Annotated in this window: 15 protein-coding genes and 1 pseudogene; 9 read left to right on the top strand and 7 right to left on the bottom strand. The window is 68.7% G+C overall.

The genetic code is table 11. The features are described 5' to 3' along the window. Positions 1-460 precede the first annotated feature (460 nt). Positions 461-1,324 carry an SGNH/GDSL hydrolase family protein gene (locus G412_RS39720; RefSeq protein WP_157839128.1) on the top strand — a complete coding sequence of 288 codons (864 nt, stop codon included), beginning with the start codon at positions 461-463 and terminating at the stop codon, positions 1,322-1,324. 227 nt (positions 1,325-1,551) lie between these two features. After that, complete coding sequence (locus tag G412_RS0118095) at positions 1,552-2,040, top strand: hemerythrin domain-containing protein (RefSeq protein WP_037649144.1); 489 nt, start codon at positions 1,552-1,554, stop codon at positions 2,038-2,040. Between the two features lie 197 nt (positions 2,041-2,237). Here the strand turns inward: G412_RS0118095 and G412_RS0118090 are convergent, their stop codons facing one another. Beyond that, positions 2,238-2,621: a hypothetical protein gene (locus G412_RS0118090; RefSeq protein ID WP_028813308.1), complete on the bottom strand. Its 384-nt coding sequence runs from the start codon at positions 2,619-2,621 to the stop codon at positions 2,238-2,240. A gap of 72 nt (positions 2,622-2,693) precedes the next feature. Between G412_RS0118090 and G412_RS38230 the strand changes: the two are divergent. Then, positions 2,694-3,043: pseudogene (locus tag G412_RS38230) on the top strand (hypothetical protein). 65 nt (positions 3,044-3,108) lie between these two features. On the opposite strand, the gene G412_RS0118080 reads toward G412_RS38230, so the two are convergent. The 4 genes from G412_RS0118080 to G412_RS35025 form a co-directional block, all read right to left on the bottom strand. After that, the gene (locus tag G412_RS0118080; protein ID WP_208857900.1) at positions 3,109-4,236 is read right to left on the bottom strand and encodes a PP2C family protein-serine/threonine phosphatase; all 1,128 of its coding nucleotides are present in this window, start codon (positions 4,234-4,236) and stop codon (positions 3,109-3,111) included. Between the two features lie 99 nt (positions 4,237-4,335). Next, positions 4,336-5,094, bottom strand: a complete 759-nt coding sequence (locus tag G412_RS0118075; protein WP_028813306.1) for an IclR family transcriptional regulator — start codon at positions 5,092-5,094, stop codon at positions 4,336-4,338. Between the two features lie 120 nt (positions 5,095-5,214). Further along, the gene (locus G412_RS0118070) at positions 5,215-5,595 is read right to left on the bottom strand and encodes a winged helix-turn-helix transcriptional regulator (RefSeq protein WP_028813305.1); all 381 of its coding nucleotides are present in this window, start codon (positions 5,593-5,595) and stop codon (positions 5,215-5,217) included. A 195-nt stretch (positions 5,596-5,790) separates the two neighbouring features. Next, positions 5,791-8,040 carry an MMPL family transporter gene (locus G412_RS35025; RefSeq protein WP_037649142.1) on the bottom strand — a complete coding sequence of 750 codons (2,250 nt, stop codon included), beginning with the start codon at positions 8,038-8,040 and terminating at the stop codon, positions 5,791-5,793. 296 nt (positions 8,041-8,336) lie between these two features. Here G412_RS35025 and G412_RS0118060 point away from each other — a divergent pair, with 296 nt between their 5' ends. From G412_RS0118060 to G412_RS0118035, 6 genes are all read left to right on the top strand, one after another. Further along, complete coding sequence (locus G412_RS0118060; RefSeq protein ID WP_028813304.1) at positions 8,337-8,870, top strand: histidine kinase; 534 nt, start codon at positions 8,337-8,339, stop codon at positions 8,868-8,870. 162 nt (positions 8,871-9,032) lie between these two features. Further along, the gene (locus G412_RS0118055) at positions 9,033-9,923 is read left to right on the top strand and encodes a DUF4097 family beta strand repeat-containing protein (protein WP_028813303.1); all 891 of its coding nucleotides are present in this window, start codon (positions 9,033-9,035) and stop codon (positions 9,921-9,923) included. A gap of 42 nt (positions 9,924-9,965) precedes the next feature. Then, positions 9,966-10,970 (top strand): daunorubicin resistance protein DrrA family ABC transporter ATP-binding protein, encoded by a 1,005-nt coding sequence (locus tag G412_RS0118050; protein WP_028813302.1) that lies wholly within the window; start codon positions 9,966-9,968, stop codon positions 10,968-10,970. Then, positions 10,970-11,761, top strand: a complete 792-nt coding sequence (locus G412_RS0118045) for an ABC transporter permease (protein ID WP_028813301.1) — start codon at positions 10,970-10,972, stop codon at positions 11,759-11,761. The genes G412_RS0118050 and G412_RS0118045 overlap by 1 nt, the downstream gene beginning before the upstream one ends. Before the next feature lie 136 nt (positions 11,762-11,897). Continuing rightward, the gene (locus tag G412_RS35020) at positions 11,898-13,088 is read left to right on the top strand and encodes a cytochrome P450 (RefSeq protein ID WP_037649139.1); all 1,191 of its coding nucleotides are present in this window, start codon (positions 11,898-11,900) and stop codon (positions 13,086-13,088) included. Positions 13,089-13,092: 4 nt separating this feature from the next. Continuing rightward, positions 13,093-13,326, top strand: a complete 234-nt coding sequence (locus G412_RS0118035) for a ferredoxin (protein ID WP_244283091.1) — start codon at positions 13,093-13,095, stop codon at positions 13,324-13,326. Between the two features lie 118 nt (positions 13,327-13,444). On the opposite strand, the gene G412_RS0118030 is transcribed toward G412_RS0118035, so the two are convergent. Both G412_RS0118030 and G412_RS0118025 read right to left on the bottom strand, forming a co-directional pair. Beyond that, complete coding sequence (locus G412_RS0118030; RefSeq protein ID WP_244283090.1) at positions 13,445-14,197, bottom strand: TIGR03943 family putative permease subunit; 753 nt, start codon at positions 14,195-14,197, stop codon at positions 13,445-13,447. A gap of 17 nt (positions 14,198-14,214) precedes the next feature. Then, positions 14,215-15,264, bottom strand: a complete 1,050-nt coding sequence (locus G412_RS0118025; protein WP_078607117.1) for a permease — start codon at positions 15,262-15,264, stop codon at positions 14,215-14,217. Between the last annotated feature and the right edge of the window lie 240 nt (positions 15,265-15,504).

Below are 15,504 nucleotides of genomic sequence, written 5' to 3'. Positions count from 1 at the left end.
GGAGCGAGGGCTTACGGAGCGTACGGCCTCTGAGCATGCCAAGGACGGGCGTGGGCATTACAAGTTCATTACAACGTACAAACCGGGGGATGCGGACGGGCGCCCCTGGTGCCGGGAGGCCTGGGCAGACGAGAGCTGCGGGCACAGATGCCGGGAGCGTTCAAGGAGTACAAGTGCCGCCCTGCGGCGCCGTGTCGGCCTACTCGCCGACGCTCGTAAGCGCCTGTTGACATTTCAGCTGACCCAGCCTCTAGCCGCGCGTGCGCATGGGGGCTGCCCATCACAGCAAATCTGCGTGGGCGCTTGGAGCTTGGGCTCGGCGTTGGAATTTCATTCAAGGTTTCCCCAAGCTCCAGGGCGCAGGCTCAAGTGTGCCGAAAACGCCGGAGGAGCCACTGGCCCCGGCGCAGACAATCGGGGCTGTACGCCGAGCGCAGGCAGCCAAAGGGGGACGGAAACGATGGGCAAAACCAGGAGCGCACTACGCATCACAGCCCTGGCGCTGGCGGGGGCAATGGCGGTAGCTGGAGCGGGGACAGCCCAGGGTGCCGGCCCTCCCCGGCCGATGAAGTACGTCGCGCTGGGCGACTCGGTGGCGGCAGGCATCGGTGCGGGATCTCCGACGGCAAACTCCCACAACTGCTGGATCAACGAGGAGGCGAAGATCCGGGTTCCAAACTCAACCAAGGCGTACCCGCGTCGGGTCGCCGCCGCGCTCGGCGCCCAGCTGGACTTCCAGGCGTACTGCGGCGCCACCGTCAGTGGCGTGAGGAACAACCAGACCCGGACGCTGAGCAAGAGAACCAAGCTGGTCACCGTGCAGGTCGGAGCCAACGACTTCGGCTTCGCGGATGTGCTGCTCGAGTGCGCGGTGCTCGGACGCCCGTGCATGGACGACCTGAGGTGGATCCAGCAGCAGTACTTGAACGTCCTTCCTGGAAGGCTCGACAAGCTCTACGACAAGATCGGGTTGAAGGCCAAGAACGCCAAGGTCGTCGTGGTCGGCTACCCGAAGTTGGTCACTCCCACATTCAACCCGACCTGCCTGGGTGACGGCGGGCTTCCCAACGACGTTCGCACCGAGATGAATGGAGCGGCCCACACGCTCAATGACGTGCTGCGGATCGAGGCCGGCAAGCATGAATTTGACTTCGCCGAAGTCGAGCCGTCGTTCAAGGGCCACGCCATCTGTGAGGATCCCGAGTGGATCAACGGGTTCAGTAACCCCCTGGTGGAGTCGTACCACCCGAATGCCGCTGGCCACCAAGCGCTTGGCTGGCTGGTCTGGCAGCGGGTCAAGCCGACAGCGTGGAACCGCCCCTGATTGGCCGGTTCGCCGCGGTGGAAGCCCTTCACCGCGGCAACACGGCTTCGTTCATGACGTGCGATGCCGCGCCACGCTGCCATCGGCCCGACCGAGCACCATTCGACCTGAACTCAACCTCCCGGCGGGTACCGCCAGTCCCTCCCGCTCAGCGTCCCGTCAGGGGATGACGTGCGGATTACGGGGAAGGCGTTCGATCTACGTACTCGCACAACTCAGGAGGCGACGTGACCGACGTGGTGGAGCTGATCACGCAGGACCACCGGCGGATGGAGGACCTCTTCCGCGCGATGCGGAGCGTGGAGGAGGACCGGGCCGCCGCGCTCAGGGAGTTCGCGGACCTGCTGATCGCCCATGGTGAGGCCGAGGAGGCGGAGGTCTACCCGGCGCTGCGCCGCTACCGGAAGGTCGACAACGACGAGGTCGACCACGGCGAAGAGGAACACACGGAGGGCAACAAGGCCCTGGCAGCTCTCCTGGAGGTGCCCGAAGTGGGTTCGGAGGACTGGGACGAGAAGCTGGAGGAGCTGTCCGAGGCCATCACCCATCATCTGGACGAGGAGGAACGTACGCTCCTCAATCACGCCAGGGAACTCGTCGCGGACGACCGTCGGGCCGAGCTGGGCGAGGCGTTCGCCCGCGAGCGCGAGCGGCTGCTCAAGGAGGGGTGCGGAAGCCTGGAGAACGTACGCAAGGTCATAGCGGCGTCCGAATGACGCGCGGCGACCCCGCGGCCCTCGCGCCTGGTATTTCACCGTGGCTGCAGTACGACGGCCTTGGCTTCAGACCCTCTCATGGTGCGCTATGCCCCGCTGTTCGCAACTCAGCTCGGCGCCGGCATCGCCCCGCTCTGAAGGCTGTCCCGTAACCGCAGGCCATCCCCTCAACGACGGGTCACTCCGCGCTCCCGTGGTTAGCCGAAGATGAGCTCAACGTCCTTGTCCACGCAGAACCGCAGGACGGTGACCAACTGACTGACGTCTTCGATGCGCCGTCGGAGGGCGGGGTCGCTGTCGTCAGGCTGATGTTGGTCGAGTATTGCTTCCAGTCGGGGCAACATGGCCGCGCATTGAGCGGGCGCGAGGTGGGGGCCACCGTCGTCTGGATGATTGAGTAGTGGCGCCAGCGTGGTGGAGACGCTGCACCACTGGCGATCTCCGCCGAAGCCGTCCATCTCGGCGAGCGTGAACCCCTCGGCCTGGGCCAACCACTTCCTGAACATGCTGAAGCCGGTGTAGGACCAGGAGATGTCCGGGCTCGCCACGTCCTCGTCGCCTGGGAAGAGCATCAGGCCCATCTTGTCCCCCTTGCTTGCTCGGAGCCCAGGATCAGTCATGGGAGGGGTGTCGGCAACTGAAATGATCTCCGGATGGCTGGTGTGATCACGGCAGCGGAGCCGTCCTGGACAGCCCCGCTCACTGGGCTGAGCCCGCGCGCCTTGAGCAAGCTGGTGACTCAGCTGCGTAGGGAGGGTGCCGACGCCCCGGGTCGCGGACGGCCGTGGAGGCTGCCGCTGGCGGACCGTGTGCTGCTGGTCGGCGCGTACTGGCGGACCAACCCAACTGGCGCCACTACAAGCGAGTTCAGGAGCGCGTCGAGCACACCTTCGCCCGTATGAAGGGCTGGACGATCCTCCGCGACTGCCGCCTGAAAGGCGACGGCGTCCACCACGACATGCTCTGCGTCGCCCGCCTGTACAACCTCACCCTTACCGGATAAACGAGCCGACCGCGCCCCGATCACCCCTTCCGCCATCGCCCCCAAGATCAGTTACGGGACCTCCTTTAGGCAGCGGATGCCGCCGAGCCGACAGCGGCCGGTTTCCGGAGCAGGAGCAGCGCCGCGTCGTCGTGGAGCCGACCGCCGACGTGCGCCAGCAGCTCGTCGTGGAGCGCGGCGAGAGTGCGGGACGGCTCGTCGGACAGGTGCCGCGCCACCCGCTCGACCAGCGGGTAGAACTCACGGGCGTGGTTGCGGGCCTCGGTAACACCATCGGTGTAGAGGAGCAGCTGGTCACCGTCGGCGAAGGGCAGTATCTGAAGGCTCGGACTCTCGCCGGTAAGAGCACGCAACCCGAGCGGGGGAGCCGGATGGGTCGGCTCGACAACCAGGACGTCGGAATCGCGGACCATCAGCGGCGGAGCGTGCCCACAGTTGACCACCTCCATGCTCCCTGCGCCGGGATATCCGGCGACCACGGCGGTCACGAAGTCGTCGGAACCCAGATTGCGCGCCAGGCTTCGCTCGATCCTGCCGACGACGTCGAGGAGGTCAGGCTCGTCGTAGGCCGCCTCACGGAAGACACCCAGCACCAGAGCGGCGGTGCCCACCGCGGGCAGCCCCTTGCCCCGCACATCGCCGACGATCAGCCTGACCCCGTACGGCGTCGGCACCAGCGCATAGAGGTCCCCGCCGATACGGGCCTCCGCCTCGGCGGCGCTGTAGCGGACGGCCACCTGGAACTGGCCGACCGTCGCGGGCACGGGCTTCAGGAGGGCGTGCTGGGCGGCCTCGGCGACCGAGCGCACGGCCGCGAGCACCCGCTCACGGCGCACGCGCAGCCCGCTGGCCAGGCCACTGGCCAGCGTCACAGCGACCAGCGCCGAGAGCACGATCGCCAGCTCGCGACCCGGTACACCGTCTCGAATGCCGAGCACCGCGCCCAGAACGGCAGCGAGGAAGCCGACGCACAGAACCCCCGGCAGCCGAGTGGTGGCGGCGGCCAGCGCGGGACCGGCGGCGAGCAGCGGCAGCCAGACCATCCCAGCTCCGCTGACGAGGTCGAGGAGTACAACGACAAAGACGATCAGCACGGGAGTGCCGGCCGCGAACTGCGGGCCGGCTCCGGTCCGGGTCCATGTGAGCGTTCCCGTCGGCCACCAGCCGGCTCCATGGTCTCGGGCTTGACTCATGTTGTGGTCCGCAGTCCTCTCCTCGTGGCGGCGCATCCTCCCGAATGTCCCTTTCGTCCAGAGAACAGGGTCCGTGCGGGCGCCACAAGGACGGAAATTTCAGATAGTGAGCGAAAGACCCCTGGTCACGCGACTGGCTGTCGGCAGCAGACGCGCTCGCACCTCGTCGAGGCGGGAGAGCCGGTCCGCCCGCATGGACACACCGAGCGAGCCGAGAACGCCGCCGCTGTATACGGGCACCGCCATGCAGACCGTACCGAGGGAGTACTCCTCCAGGTCCGTGACAGCCGGGTCGGTGGTCGACGATTCGAGCCGCCGGATCAGCTCGGAACGGTGGGTGATGGTCCGGGGCGTGAGATCTTCGAGGGAGTGCCGGGAAAGGTAGTCGTTGCGGGACTCCTCGTCCATCTCGCGCAGCACGCACTTGCCCAGCGCGGTGGCATGCCCGGCGTCCTCGAATCCCACCCAGAGATCGACCCGCTGTGCCCGGGGACTGTCGACGATCTCGGCGATTCGGATCTCGCCCTCCTCGTAGAAGGTCAGGTACGCGGCGGCCGACAGGTCGTCCCGCAAAGCGGCCAGTGCGGGGCGGATACGGCTGAGCAGCGTCTGCACGCGACCTCCGGCACGCAGCGCGTCCAACTGATCCCCGATGACGAACCCGCCGTCGTCCAGCTTCCGTACGTACCCGTCGTGAGCCAGTGTCCGCAACAGGTGATAGGCGGTGGCCAGAGGCAGGCCCGTCTCACGCGCCAACTGCTTCGCCGGCGCGCCGCTCTCGTGCGCACTCACCGCTTCCAGCAGACGGAAGGCTCTCTGTACGGAAGTGATGAGCGTAGGGCCGTCGTGCGCAGCCATAAGACCAGCTTGCGCCCGACCCACCACGCGAGCAAGGGGCCCTCAAGCCGGATCACCGTCATACGGCAGGCCAGGCCACCGTACGCATCGCATCCGGACGCCGGCAGTGCTGCCCGCACGTCAGGCGTCGAAGCGGCGGCGGGAGGCCTCGATGTGACCGAGGTACTGGTGGGTCCAGCCGCACATTCCGTCGACTGTGGCTCGCAGGGCTTGGCCCGGCTCGGTGAGCGTGTACTCGACTCGCGGCGGCACGGTGGGGTGCACCTTGCGTTCGACCAGGCCGTAACGCTCCAGCATGCGCAGGTTCTGGGTAAGCATCTTGTGGCTGATGCCCTCGACATCGTTCCGCAACTCGCTGAAGCGCAGGGTGCCTTCACCGAGAGACTCGATGATCAGGAACGCCCACTTGTTGGCGACATCCGAGAAGATCTCCCGCGCCAGAGAGTCCGCGCGCCTCAGGTCCGCTTCCTCGGGCGCGCCCGTGAACTGCTTGGTCACCATAAGGTTCCTCAGCCACCGAAAAGTGCGTTCTGTCAGGTCAGCGGCCACTCTCCTACAGCTTCCGAGTAACCACAAGAGAGCCCATCACCCTGCTGACCGACGGCAAGGGCCCGGTAGACGCAGGTACGCGGTCGCCGCACACGGCAGGCCCAGCGGCGCCGAGCCGCTGGGCCTGACCACGGTCAACCCGGTTGCCTAGTCGACTAGTTCATGTTCGCGGCGCGCAGGTGCCACCCGCTGGGCCGGAGCCATGCGGGAGAGCTTCTCGCCCTCGACGTCGAGGTGGGGAAGCAGCCGGTCGAGCCAGCGCGGCAGCCACCAGGCGCCCTCGCCGAGCAGGGCGAACAGGGCGGGCACGATCGTCATGCGGACGATGACGGCGTCGAAGAGCACCGCGACCGCGAGGCCGAAGCCGATCATCTTGATGAAGTCGTTGTCCTCCACGATGAAGCCGGAGAACACGCTGATCATGATGGCGGCGGCCGCGGCGACCACCCGGCCGCCGTAGCGGAACCCGGTGACTACGGCCTCGGCGGGGCGCGCCCCGTGGACGTACGCCTCCCGCATGCGGGTCACCAGGAACACCTCGTAGTCCATGGCGAGGCCGAAGACCACACCGATCATGAAGATCGGCATCGTGCTCATGATCGGGCTCGGCTGGTCGACGCCGAAGACATCGGCGAGCCAGCCCCACTGGAAGACCGCCACCACCGCGCCGAGCGCCGCCGCCACGGAGAGCAGGAAGCCCAGAGCCGCCTTGAGCGGGACGAGGACCGAGCGGAAGACCACCATCAGCAGCAGAAACGCCAGGCCGACGACCAGGGCGAGATAGGGAAGCAGCGCGTCGTCCAGGGTCTGCGAGAAGTCGATGAACATCGCGGTCTGGCCGGTGACAAGCACCTCCGCACCGGTGTCGGCTCGGAAGCCGTCGGCGAGGGCGCGGATCGAGCGGACCAGGTCCTCGGTGCCGTCGTCGGTGGGACCGGTCGTCGGGACGACGCTGAGGATCGCGGTGTCGCCGGCCTCGTTGGGCGTGGCCGGGGTGACGGCGGCGACGCCGTCCCGCTCGGCCAGCCGCTCGCCGACCCTCTTGGCGGCGGCCGCCGCGTCCTGGCCCTCCACGGTGATCATCAGCGGCCCGTTGAACCCGGCGCCGAAGGACTCCGAGAGCATGTCGTAGGCCTTGCGCTGGGTGGTGTCGGGCGCCATGGTGCCCTCGCCGGGCAAGCCGAGCTCCAGACTGGCGGCGGGCACGGCGACCGCGCCGAGGCCGAGGACGGCCAGGAGCAGTACGGCGACGGGGTGGCGCAGGACGTAACTGGCCCAGCGGGAACCGAGGTTGGGCCCCCGCCGGGCGTCCTTCTCGGCGTACTTGGCGGCCTTGCGCTGCCGGCGGGCGCTGAGCGGCTTGCCGGAGAACCGCCCCCGGTCCCGGCGGCGAAGGACCTTGACCGGCGCGAAGCCGAGCAGCGCCGGCACGAAGGTGAGGGCGACGAGTACGGCGATGGCGACGGTGCCCGCGGCGGCCAGGCCCATCTTGGTGAGCATCGGGATGTTCACGATGGCCAGGCCCGCGAGGGCCACGATGACGGTGAGCCCGGCGAAGACGACTGCAGAGCCCGCGGTGCCGACCGCCCGCCCTGCGGCGTCGGCGCGGTCGCGGCCCTCGGTGAGTTCGGCGCGGTAGCGGGAGACGATGAACAGGGCGTAGTCGATGCCGACGGCGAGGCCGAGCATCATCGCCAGGGTCGAAGTGGTGCTGGACAGGCCGAGGGTGGCGCCGAGCGCCGTGATCGCGGCGATACCGATGCCGACGCCGATGAGAGCCGTGAGCAGCGGCATCCCGGCGGCGATCACCGAGCCGAACGTGAGGACCAGGACCACTGCGGAGACCAGGATGCCGATCTTCTCGCCGGTGCCGCCCATCGCAGCGTCGATCTTCACGGCGTCACCGCCGGCCTCCGCGGTCAGGCCCCCGTCGCGGGCCTTGGCCAGTGCGTCGTCGAGCGCGTCGTGCGCCTTGTCGCCGACCATCGCGGCGGGGACCTTGTACGTGGCGACGGTGTAGGCGGTGGAGCCGTCCTTGCTCACCGCCTCCGTCGTGAACGGGTCGCTCACCGACGCCACCTGCGGGGACTTCTTCAACTGCGCGACCAGCGCCGCGACGTGGGCCTTCTGCGCGGGGGCGGAGATCTTCTCGCCCTCGGGCGCGCGGACCACGACTCGCGCGCCGGCGCCGTCGGCCCTCGCGTCCGGGAACCTCTCCTCAAGGAGGTCGAAGGCCTTCTGCGACTCCGTGCCCGGCATGGAGAAGGTGTCGGCGGGCGGCGCCGGGGAGGAGGAGGCGGCGAAGCCCGCACCGCAGAAGATCACCACCCAGAGCAGCGCCATCAGCCATCGCCGCCGAAAGGCGAGACGGCCCAGTTTGTAGAGGAAAGTAGCCACGGCTGGGAACTCCTGTCAGTGGGCAGGGGAGAGCGGATGTACAGGGCTGAGCGGCGTGCGGTGGCGAGAAGAGGGAAAGGCCTGGGAGATGACCCAGACGGCACCCCGGTGACGCCAGATCTGCCGCTCAAGTGGTGCCACCATGGCATCGCTATGGCGCCATCGCAAGCCATGGTCCTCATCGGAAGGCGTCATGCCGCGCCATCGAGGTGAAGAAGCGGCAGGTCAGAGGCGGTAGCGCCATAGGGGAGCCAATTTGGCTCGCCATGGCGCCACAAATCTGCCATGATGGCGTCATGGACCTCACGCCCTACGTCGAAAACCTCCGGCACGAACTCGCCGTCGCGGCGGACACCGGCGGTGACGAAGCCCGCGCCCTGGCCGAGCGGCTCACCGCCCCCCTGGAGTCCGCCACCCGGCTCACCTTGCTCAACGTGCTGTCCGCAGCCATGGGCGAGGTCACCCGAGAGCTGGCGCCCGGTTCGGTCGACGTGCGGCTGCGCGGGCTCGACCCCGAGTTCGTGGTGACGCCGCCGCCCGCACCCGAGCCGTTCCAGGAGCCGCAGACGCCGGTCACGGCCCCCGCCGTACCCGCGCCGCCACCGCCGCCGCCCGCGGACGCCGACGACGGCGCCATGGCGCGGATCAACTTCCGCCTTCCCGCCCACCTCAAGGGCCGCGCTGAGAACGCCGCGGCAGCGGAGGGCCTGTCGGTCAACGCCTGGCTGGTGCGGGCCGTGTCCACCGCACTTGACGGCGGGGAGCGCGCAAGCACGCCGGGGCGCAGCAAGGACTCGGGCAGCCGGGGCTTCACCGGCTGGGTTCGCTAGGGCCGCCGGCCCGGCCCACCCCCCACTTTTACCGGCGGATCACCGATCCGGCCGACGTAACCCATCACCCGGTAACCCATTCACCCCGTAACCCATCAGCCCGTAACCCATCACCCGCCTCACCGGCGGGATCACCACTCAAGCCAAGAGGACGGGACAGCCATGCCTACTTTCGAGACGCACGAACCGATCTCCGCCACCTTCGAGTTGGAGGTCGGCACCGCCCGCATCACCGCGGGCAAGCGCACCGACACGGTCGTGGAGGTGCTGCCGAGCAACGGATCCGACGACAACGACGTACGCGCCGTACAGCAGACCCAGGTCACCTGCTCGGGCGGCCGCCTGACGGTCAAGACGCCCAAGAAGCGGTCCCTGTTCGGCAAGCCGGGCGCCATCGAGGTGAGCGTCGAACTGCCCGCGGGGTCGGATGTCCGGGGCACCACGGCCATGGGCGGCTTCTTCTGCGAAGGCCGCCTCGGGGAGGTCACGCTCAAGACCTCACTCGGTGACCTCCAGGTGGACGAGGTGGCGGGCGCCGACCTCAAGACCGACCACGGCGACATCCGCCTGGCCCGCTCGACCGGGGACATCGAAGTCATCGGCGCGGGCCGTATCGAGGTCGGCAAGGTCGCCGGCGCGGCGGCCGTCAAGAACGGCAACGGCGCGACCGAGATCGGCGAGGTCACCGGCGGCCTGAAGGCCAACGCGGCCAACGGCGACATCTCCGTGGGCATCGCGCACAGCAGCGTCGGGGCCAAGTCCGCCAACGGCCGGATCGAGGTCGGCGTCGCCCACGCCGGGGTCGACGCGATGTCCTCCAACGGCCGCATCCGCGTCGGCGACGTGACCCGCGGCCGAATCGATCTGCGCACCTCCGTCGGTGACGTCGAGGTGGGCATTCACGAGGGCACCGCGGCCTGGCTCGACCTGAACCCCAAGTACGGCACGGTACGCAACTCGCTCGCCTCCTCCGCCGGCCCCGCGGACTCCGACGAGACCGTCGAGGTGCACGCGCAGACCGGGGTCGGAGACATCATCATCCGCCGCGCCTGACCCGGCGTACCTCCAACTGCCCACCCCCGAAAGGAATGCGGCATGACTGCCACCCAGACATCCGCGCCGACCGCCGCGAACGCGTCGGCATCGGCGATCACCGCCACCGGACTGCGCAAGTCCTACGGCGACAAGCTCGTGCTCGACGGCATCGACCTGGACATCGCGGAGGGCACCGTCTTCGCCCTGCTCGGACCGAACGGCGCCGGCAAGACGACCACCGTGGAGATCCTCTCCACACTCATCGACGCCGACGCGGGCGAGGCCTGGGTCGCCGGCCGCCATCTGACCCGGGCCGCCGACGCGGTGCGCTCCGCGATCGGCGTCACCGGCCAGTTCTCGGCCGTCGACAACCTGCTGACCGCCGAGGAGAACCTGCTCCTCATGGCGGACCTGCACCACCTCGACCGCCGCGAGGGCAAGCGCCGCGCCAAGGACCTGCTACGCCGCTTCGACCTGTCCGAGGTGGCGGGCAAGACCGCCGTCACCTTCTCCGGCGGCATGCGGCGCAAGCTCGACCTGGCGATGACCCTGGTCGGCGATCCGCGGATCATCTTCCTCGACGAGCCCACCACCGGGCTCGACCCGCGCAGCCGGCGCACCATGTGGGAGATCATCCGCGAACTCGTAGCGGACGACGGCGTGACCATCTTCCTGACCACCCAGTACCTGGAAGAGGCCGACCAACTCGCCGATCGTATCGCCGTGCTGGACCACGGCAGGCTGATCGCCGAGGGCACCGCCGACGAGCTGAAGCGGCGTATCCCCGGCGGCCACATCCGGGTTCGGTTCGCCGACGCCCGGGCCCTGGACACCGCTGCGGGCATCTTCGGCATCGCCACGCGCGACGAGGACTCCCTCACCCTGCAGATCCCCAGCGACGGCTCCATCCCCAACCTGCGGGCCATCCTCTACACCCTGGAGTCCACCGCCGTCCAGGCCGAGTCGCTCACCGTGCACACCCCCGACCTCGACGACGTCTTCCTGACCCTCACCGGCCGGCCCCGCCCCGCCCACACCGTCGCATCGCCCAAGGAGAACGCCTGATGGCCACCATGTCGTACGCCGCCAGAGACTCCAGGACGATGCTGCGGCGCAACCTCAAGAAGGCACTGCGCTACCCGTCCCTGACGGTCACCGTCGTCGCGATGCCCCTGGTGATGCTGCTGCTGTTCAACTACGTGTTCGGCAGCGCCCTGGGCACCGGCATCAGCGGCCTGCCCACCGGCAGCGGCGACTACATCGACTACCTGGCGCCCGGCATCATCCTGATGGCCGCCACCTCCGGCGCCCTGACCACCGCGATCAGCGTGTGCGTCGACAAAACCGAGGGCATCGTCAATCGCTTCCGTACGATGCCGATCTCGCGGGCCTCGTTCCTGACCGGTCATGTCGTGGGCAGTGTGATCCAGACGATGACCAGCGTCACGCTCGTCATCGGCGTCGCCCTCCTGATGGGCTTTCGCCCCAGCGCGACACCCGTCGAGTGGTTCGCCGCCATCGGCCTGCTCATTTTGCTCACGCTCGCGCTCACCTGGCTCTCCGCGGGCATCGGCCTGGTCGCCAAGAACGTGGAGACCGCCAGCAACATCCCGATGCCGCTGACGTTCCTGCCGTTCGTCGGCAGCGCCATCGTGCCGACCGAGGCCATGCCCACCGGCCTGCGCTGGTTCGCCGAGTACCAGCCCTTCACCCCGATCATCGAGACCCTGCGCGGCCTGTGGCTCGGCACCGAGATCGGCTCCAGCGCCGTCATCGGCCTCGCCTGGTGCGTGGCGCTCTCGCTGGTCGGTTACGTGTGGGCGCGCCGCACCTTCAGGACCGGCGCGAAGCGGTAACCACAAACCACTTCACCGACTAGCACCACCCCTCACTCACACCCGCCCGACGATGCAGGAGGCCCCATGTCGTACGACCCGACGCCCGCAACCACCACCGCCGCCGCAACCACCACCACCGACGGCACCACCGCCGATGAGCCGCCCACCCTGCCCACGCCGGCGCACCGGCTGCCCCCTCGACCCGCCCGCCGGACTCACCGCGCTGAGCGACAAGCCGCTGCGCCGGATGCGCTACGCCGACGGACACATGGGCTGGCTGGTCACCGGCCACGCCACGGCCCGCGCGATCCTGGCCGACCCACGCTTCAGCTCGCGCTACGAACTCCTGCACCTGCCGGTGCCGATGGAGGGGATGGTGTCGGGGGAGTTGCCGCCCGCGCCGGTCGGCGACATCATCGGCCTCGACGCCCCCGAGCACACCCGCTACCGGCGCCTGCTCACCGGTAAGTTCACCGTCCGCCGGATGCGTCAACTCACCGAGCGCGTCGAGCAGTTAACTGCCGAATGCCTGGACGCGATGGAGCAGGCCGGGCCCACGGCAGACCTGGTGGAGGCGTTTGCGCAGCCCGTGCCCGCGCTCATGATCTGCGAGCTGCTCGGCGTGCCGTACGCCGACCGGGAGCGCTTCCAGGGCCAGGTGGCGACGATCTTCGACCAGACGGCGGATGCGGAGGCGAAGGGCGAGGCCTATACGGCGCTGCTCCAGTACCTCGGCGAACTCGTCCTCGCCAAGCGCGCCGAGCCCACCGACGACCTGCTCAGCGATCTCACCACCTCCGACCTCACCGACGAGGAGCTGGCCGGAATCGGCGGGCTGCTGCTCGCCGCCGGGCTCGACACCACCGCGAACATGCTCGGCCTCGGCACCTTCGCCCTGCTCAGCAACCCCGAGCAGCTGGACGCCCTGCGCGCCGACCCGGCCCTCGCCGAGCAGACGGTGGAGGAGCTGCTGCGTTACCTCAGCGTGGCCGACCCGCTGCCGCGTTCAGCGCTAGAGGACGTCGAGGTGGAGGGCCAAGTCATCAGGGCGGGCGAGACGGTGACCATTTCCGTGCAGGCCACCAACCGCGACCCGCACAAGTTCCCCGACCCCGACCGGCTCGACATCCACCGCAAGGCCACCGGGCACCTGGCCTTCGGCCACGGCGCCCACCAGTGCCTGGGCCAGCAGCTCGCCCGCGTCGAGATGACCGTGGCGTTCCCGGCGCTCTTCGCCCGCTTCCCCACCCTGCGCCTCGCGGTGCCGCCGCAGGAGGTGCCGCTGCGCGACCGCTCCAACATCTACGGCGTGATCAACCTGCCCGTCACCTGGGACAAGGAGTAGCGCCGTGAGCGACCCACGAGAGCCGCTGCGTCTCAGCGCCGACCGTGACCTCTGCGCCGGCGCCGGCATGTGCGCCCTGACGGCTCCCGAGGTCTTCGACCAGGACGACGAGGAAGGCCTGGTGGTGCTCCTGCACCCCGCACCTGCCCCCGAGCACCGAGCCGCCGCCAGGATGGCCGTCGGCCTCTGCCCCGCCGAAGCCATCGCCCTCAACTCCCGTGATGCCACCGACTCGTAACAACCGTGGCACTTCCCGTACCGAGAACCCCGCACCGCGCACCGGTGTGGGGCTCTCGCGTGTGCACACCCACCCGGCCACGCCGCCCCGGCGCCCGACCTCAGCACACACGTGTGCCCTAAGCGCTGGGCGGCCGATCCTTGTACGGGCTCAGCGGTTGGGGGATGCGTTCGAGTGATCGCACGTCAAGAGCGAGGGCTGCGGATGCGGTGCCCAGGGCGCCGCTCGGGTGCCAGGTCCCCGTCACCTTGACCCAGGTGTCCGGGGGCGGTGCCGGGACTCCGTGCATGGTTACCGTCAGGGACTGGGAGTCGGCCGCGCAGCATGCCACGAGCAACCGGGTCAGGTCCCACGTTCCGTTCTTGCCCGGAGTGACGAATCCCGACAGTACAACGGTGCGCCCCCCGAGACTTTTCGCGCGATCCTGCTGGACGCGGGCGGTGAACTCCGTCAGCGAAAGGGGTACGGGCCCTTGCGCGGGCAGTCGCTTGAAATGGTCGTAGACCTCGACGACCTTCGGGCTGTCACGCGCGGCTGTGTACGAGCCGAGGGCAGGCGGTGCGAACATCAGCAGGACCAGCGCGGGGGCCGCGAGCAGCCAGGCGATGCCTGGTACGTCGGCGTGATCATGCCCGTCGTGAGCAGGTGCGGTACCCGCCGGCGCGGAACTTGTCGATTCTCGACGCATGATGAATCGCAGCCCGTGGCGCAATTCACCCGACGTACCCAACGCACCCACCAGTCCGAAGCAGACCAGCACAAACCCCGAAGCGATGAGGAATGGCTGCAGGCCCTCCTTTACGTATCGCAGGCAGATGTCGCTGAACAGGGAGACGCGCAGAATCGCCGCCCCCGTGAGGAGGAGCAGCATCGGCTGGAGCACCGGCTTCACAGCAGCCACCATCCGACCACAACGCTGCACGTCACGGCCGTCACCGCCGTCGCTGCCGAGAAGCGCAACGCGAACGCCCGGCCGAAGGTGCCCACCTGCAGTGCGATCAACTTCAGGTCCACCATGGGCCCGACCACCATGAACGCCAGCCGGGCAGTGGGGGAGAAGCCGGTCAGGGAGGCGGCGACAAATGCGTCGGCCTCCGAGCACACGGCCAGTACGACGGCCAGTGCCGCAAGAAAGAGCACCGACATCCACGGTGAGCTTGCGAACATGTCGAGGACCGAGCGCGGCACGGTCACGTTGAACGCTGCGGCGGCCATCGCACCGAGCACAAGAAAGCCTCCGGCATGCAGGAAGTCGTGCTGGAAACCGAGCCGGAACTCGTTGAGGCGACTGCGGCCGGGTTGATGTCCGGAGTGCCGGGCAGGCATCCGCAGCCAGTCCTCGCGGCCGAATCTCATCCAGAGCCAGCCCATGACCGCAGAGGTTGCCAGTGAAGCGGCTAGCCGGGCCGCGACCATTTCAGGGCTGCCGGGGAATGCCACAGCGGTCGACGCCAGCACGATCGGGTTGATGGCAGGCGCCGAGAGAAGAAATGCGAAGGCAGCCGCCGGCGTGACGCCACGCCGGATCAAGCTGCCCGCGACCGGTACTGAGGCGCATTCACATCCCGGCAACACCGCACCTGCGGCGCTCGCCACGGGGACGGCAAGCGCGGGATTGCGCGGCAGTACGCGTGTGAACAGTTCAGCCGGTACGAAGGCGTTGACAGCTCCGGAGATCAGTGTGCCGAACAGTAGAAAAGGCAAAGCCTGGACGGTGATGGCCACAACGACGGTCTGCCACGCAGTGAATCCCGGATGCCTGAGCCATGTGTCGTTTCCCAACAGGGAGTAGCCGAGTTCGCCCACCAGCAGGGACAAGACCAGACCGGCCACGATCAGAGGGACCGGGAGATTACCGGCGGTGCTCTGCGCAGGCGCCGATTCGGGCGTGGGGTCCGGCGGCTGCTGCGGCTGGGCCAGTCCTTCCGGGTGACGCATGTGTGCTCCGGTTGTCTGCGAGGGGCAAGACCGTGACCGCCGACCGCCGACCGCCGACCGCCGCCCGGCGTGATCCCGGCAATCTGGTGAGGGTACGCGCTGCGACGCACGCCACCGCCAGGGGCGACAGGTGGCCAACAGAGGGCCAGCTATAAAACGACATTCATTTTAAGCACCCTGGGAGAGATCCATGTCCCGAACCTCGGCTTCGGATCGCCCCTTGCGGATTTCTTCACCCGC

This window comes from Streptomyces flavidovirens DSM 40150 (genome assembly GCF_000429085.1).
Lineage (GTDB): Bacteria > Actinomycetota > Actinomycetes > Streptomycetales > Streptomycetaceae > Streptomyces > Streptomyces flavidovirens.
This window is presented reverse-complemented; position numbering and strand designations above follow the sequence as displayed.

Bases quoted from the DNA above. Each gene is read 5' to 3' on its own strand.
- G412_RS39720 (WP_157839128.1), top strand. From the start codon at position 461: ATGGGCAAAACCAGGAGCGCACTACGCATCACAGCCCTGGCGCTGGCG.
- G412_RS0118090 (WP_028813308.1), bottom strand. From the start codon at position 2,621: ATGGGCCTGATGCTCTTCCCAGGCGACGAGGACGTGGCGAGCCCGGAC.
- G412_RS0118080 (WP_208857900.1), bottom strand. From the start codon at position 4,236: ATGAGTCAAGCCCGAGACCATGGAGCCGGCTGGTGGCCGACGGGAACG.
- G412_RS0118075 (WP_028813306.1), bottom strand. From the start codon at position 5,094: ATGGCTGCGCACGACGGCCCTACGCTCATCACTTCCGTACAGAGAGCC.
- G412_RS0118070 (WP_028813305.1), bottom strand. From the start codon at position 5,595: ATGGTGACCAAGCAGTTCACGGGCGCGCCCGAGGAAGCGGACCTGAGG.
- G412_RS0118060 (WP_028813304.1), top strand. From the start codon at position 8,337: ATGGACCTCACGCCCTACGTCGAAAACCTCCGGCACGAACTCGCCGTC.
- G412_RS0118055 (WP_028813303.1), top strand. From the start codon at position 9,033: ATGCCTACTTTCGAGACGCACGAACCGATCTCCGCCACCTTCGAGTTG.
- G412_RS0118050 (WP_028813302.1), top strand. From the start codon at position 9,966: ATGACTGCCACCCAGACATCCGCGCCGACCGCCGCGAACGCGTCGGCA.
- G412_RS0118045 (WP_028813301.1), top strand. From the start codon at position 10,970: ATGGCCACCATGTCGTACGCCGCCAGAGACTCCAGGACGATGCTGCGG.
- G412_RS35020 (WP_037649139.1), top strand. From the start codon at position 11,898: ATGAGCCGCCCACCCTGCCCACGCCGGCGCACCGGCTGCCCCCTCGAC.
- G412_RS0118030 (WP_244283090.1), bottom strand. From the start codon at position 14,197: ATGCTGCTCCTCCTCACGGGGGCGGCGATTCTGCGCGTCTCCCTGTTC.
- G412_RS0118025 (WP_078607117.1), bottom strand. From the start codon at position 15,264: ATGCGTCACCCGGAAGGACTGGCCCAGCCGCAGCAGCCGCCGGACCCC.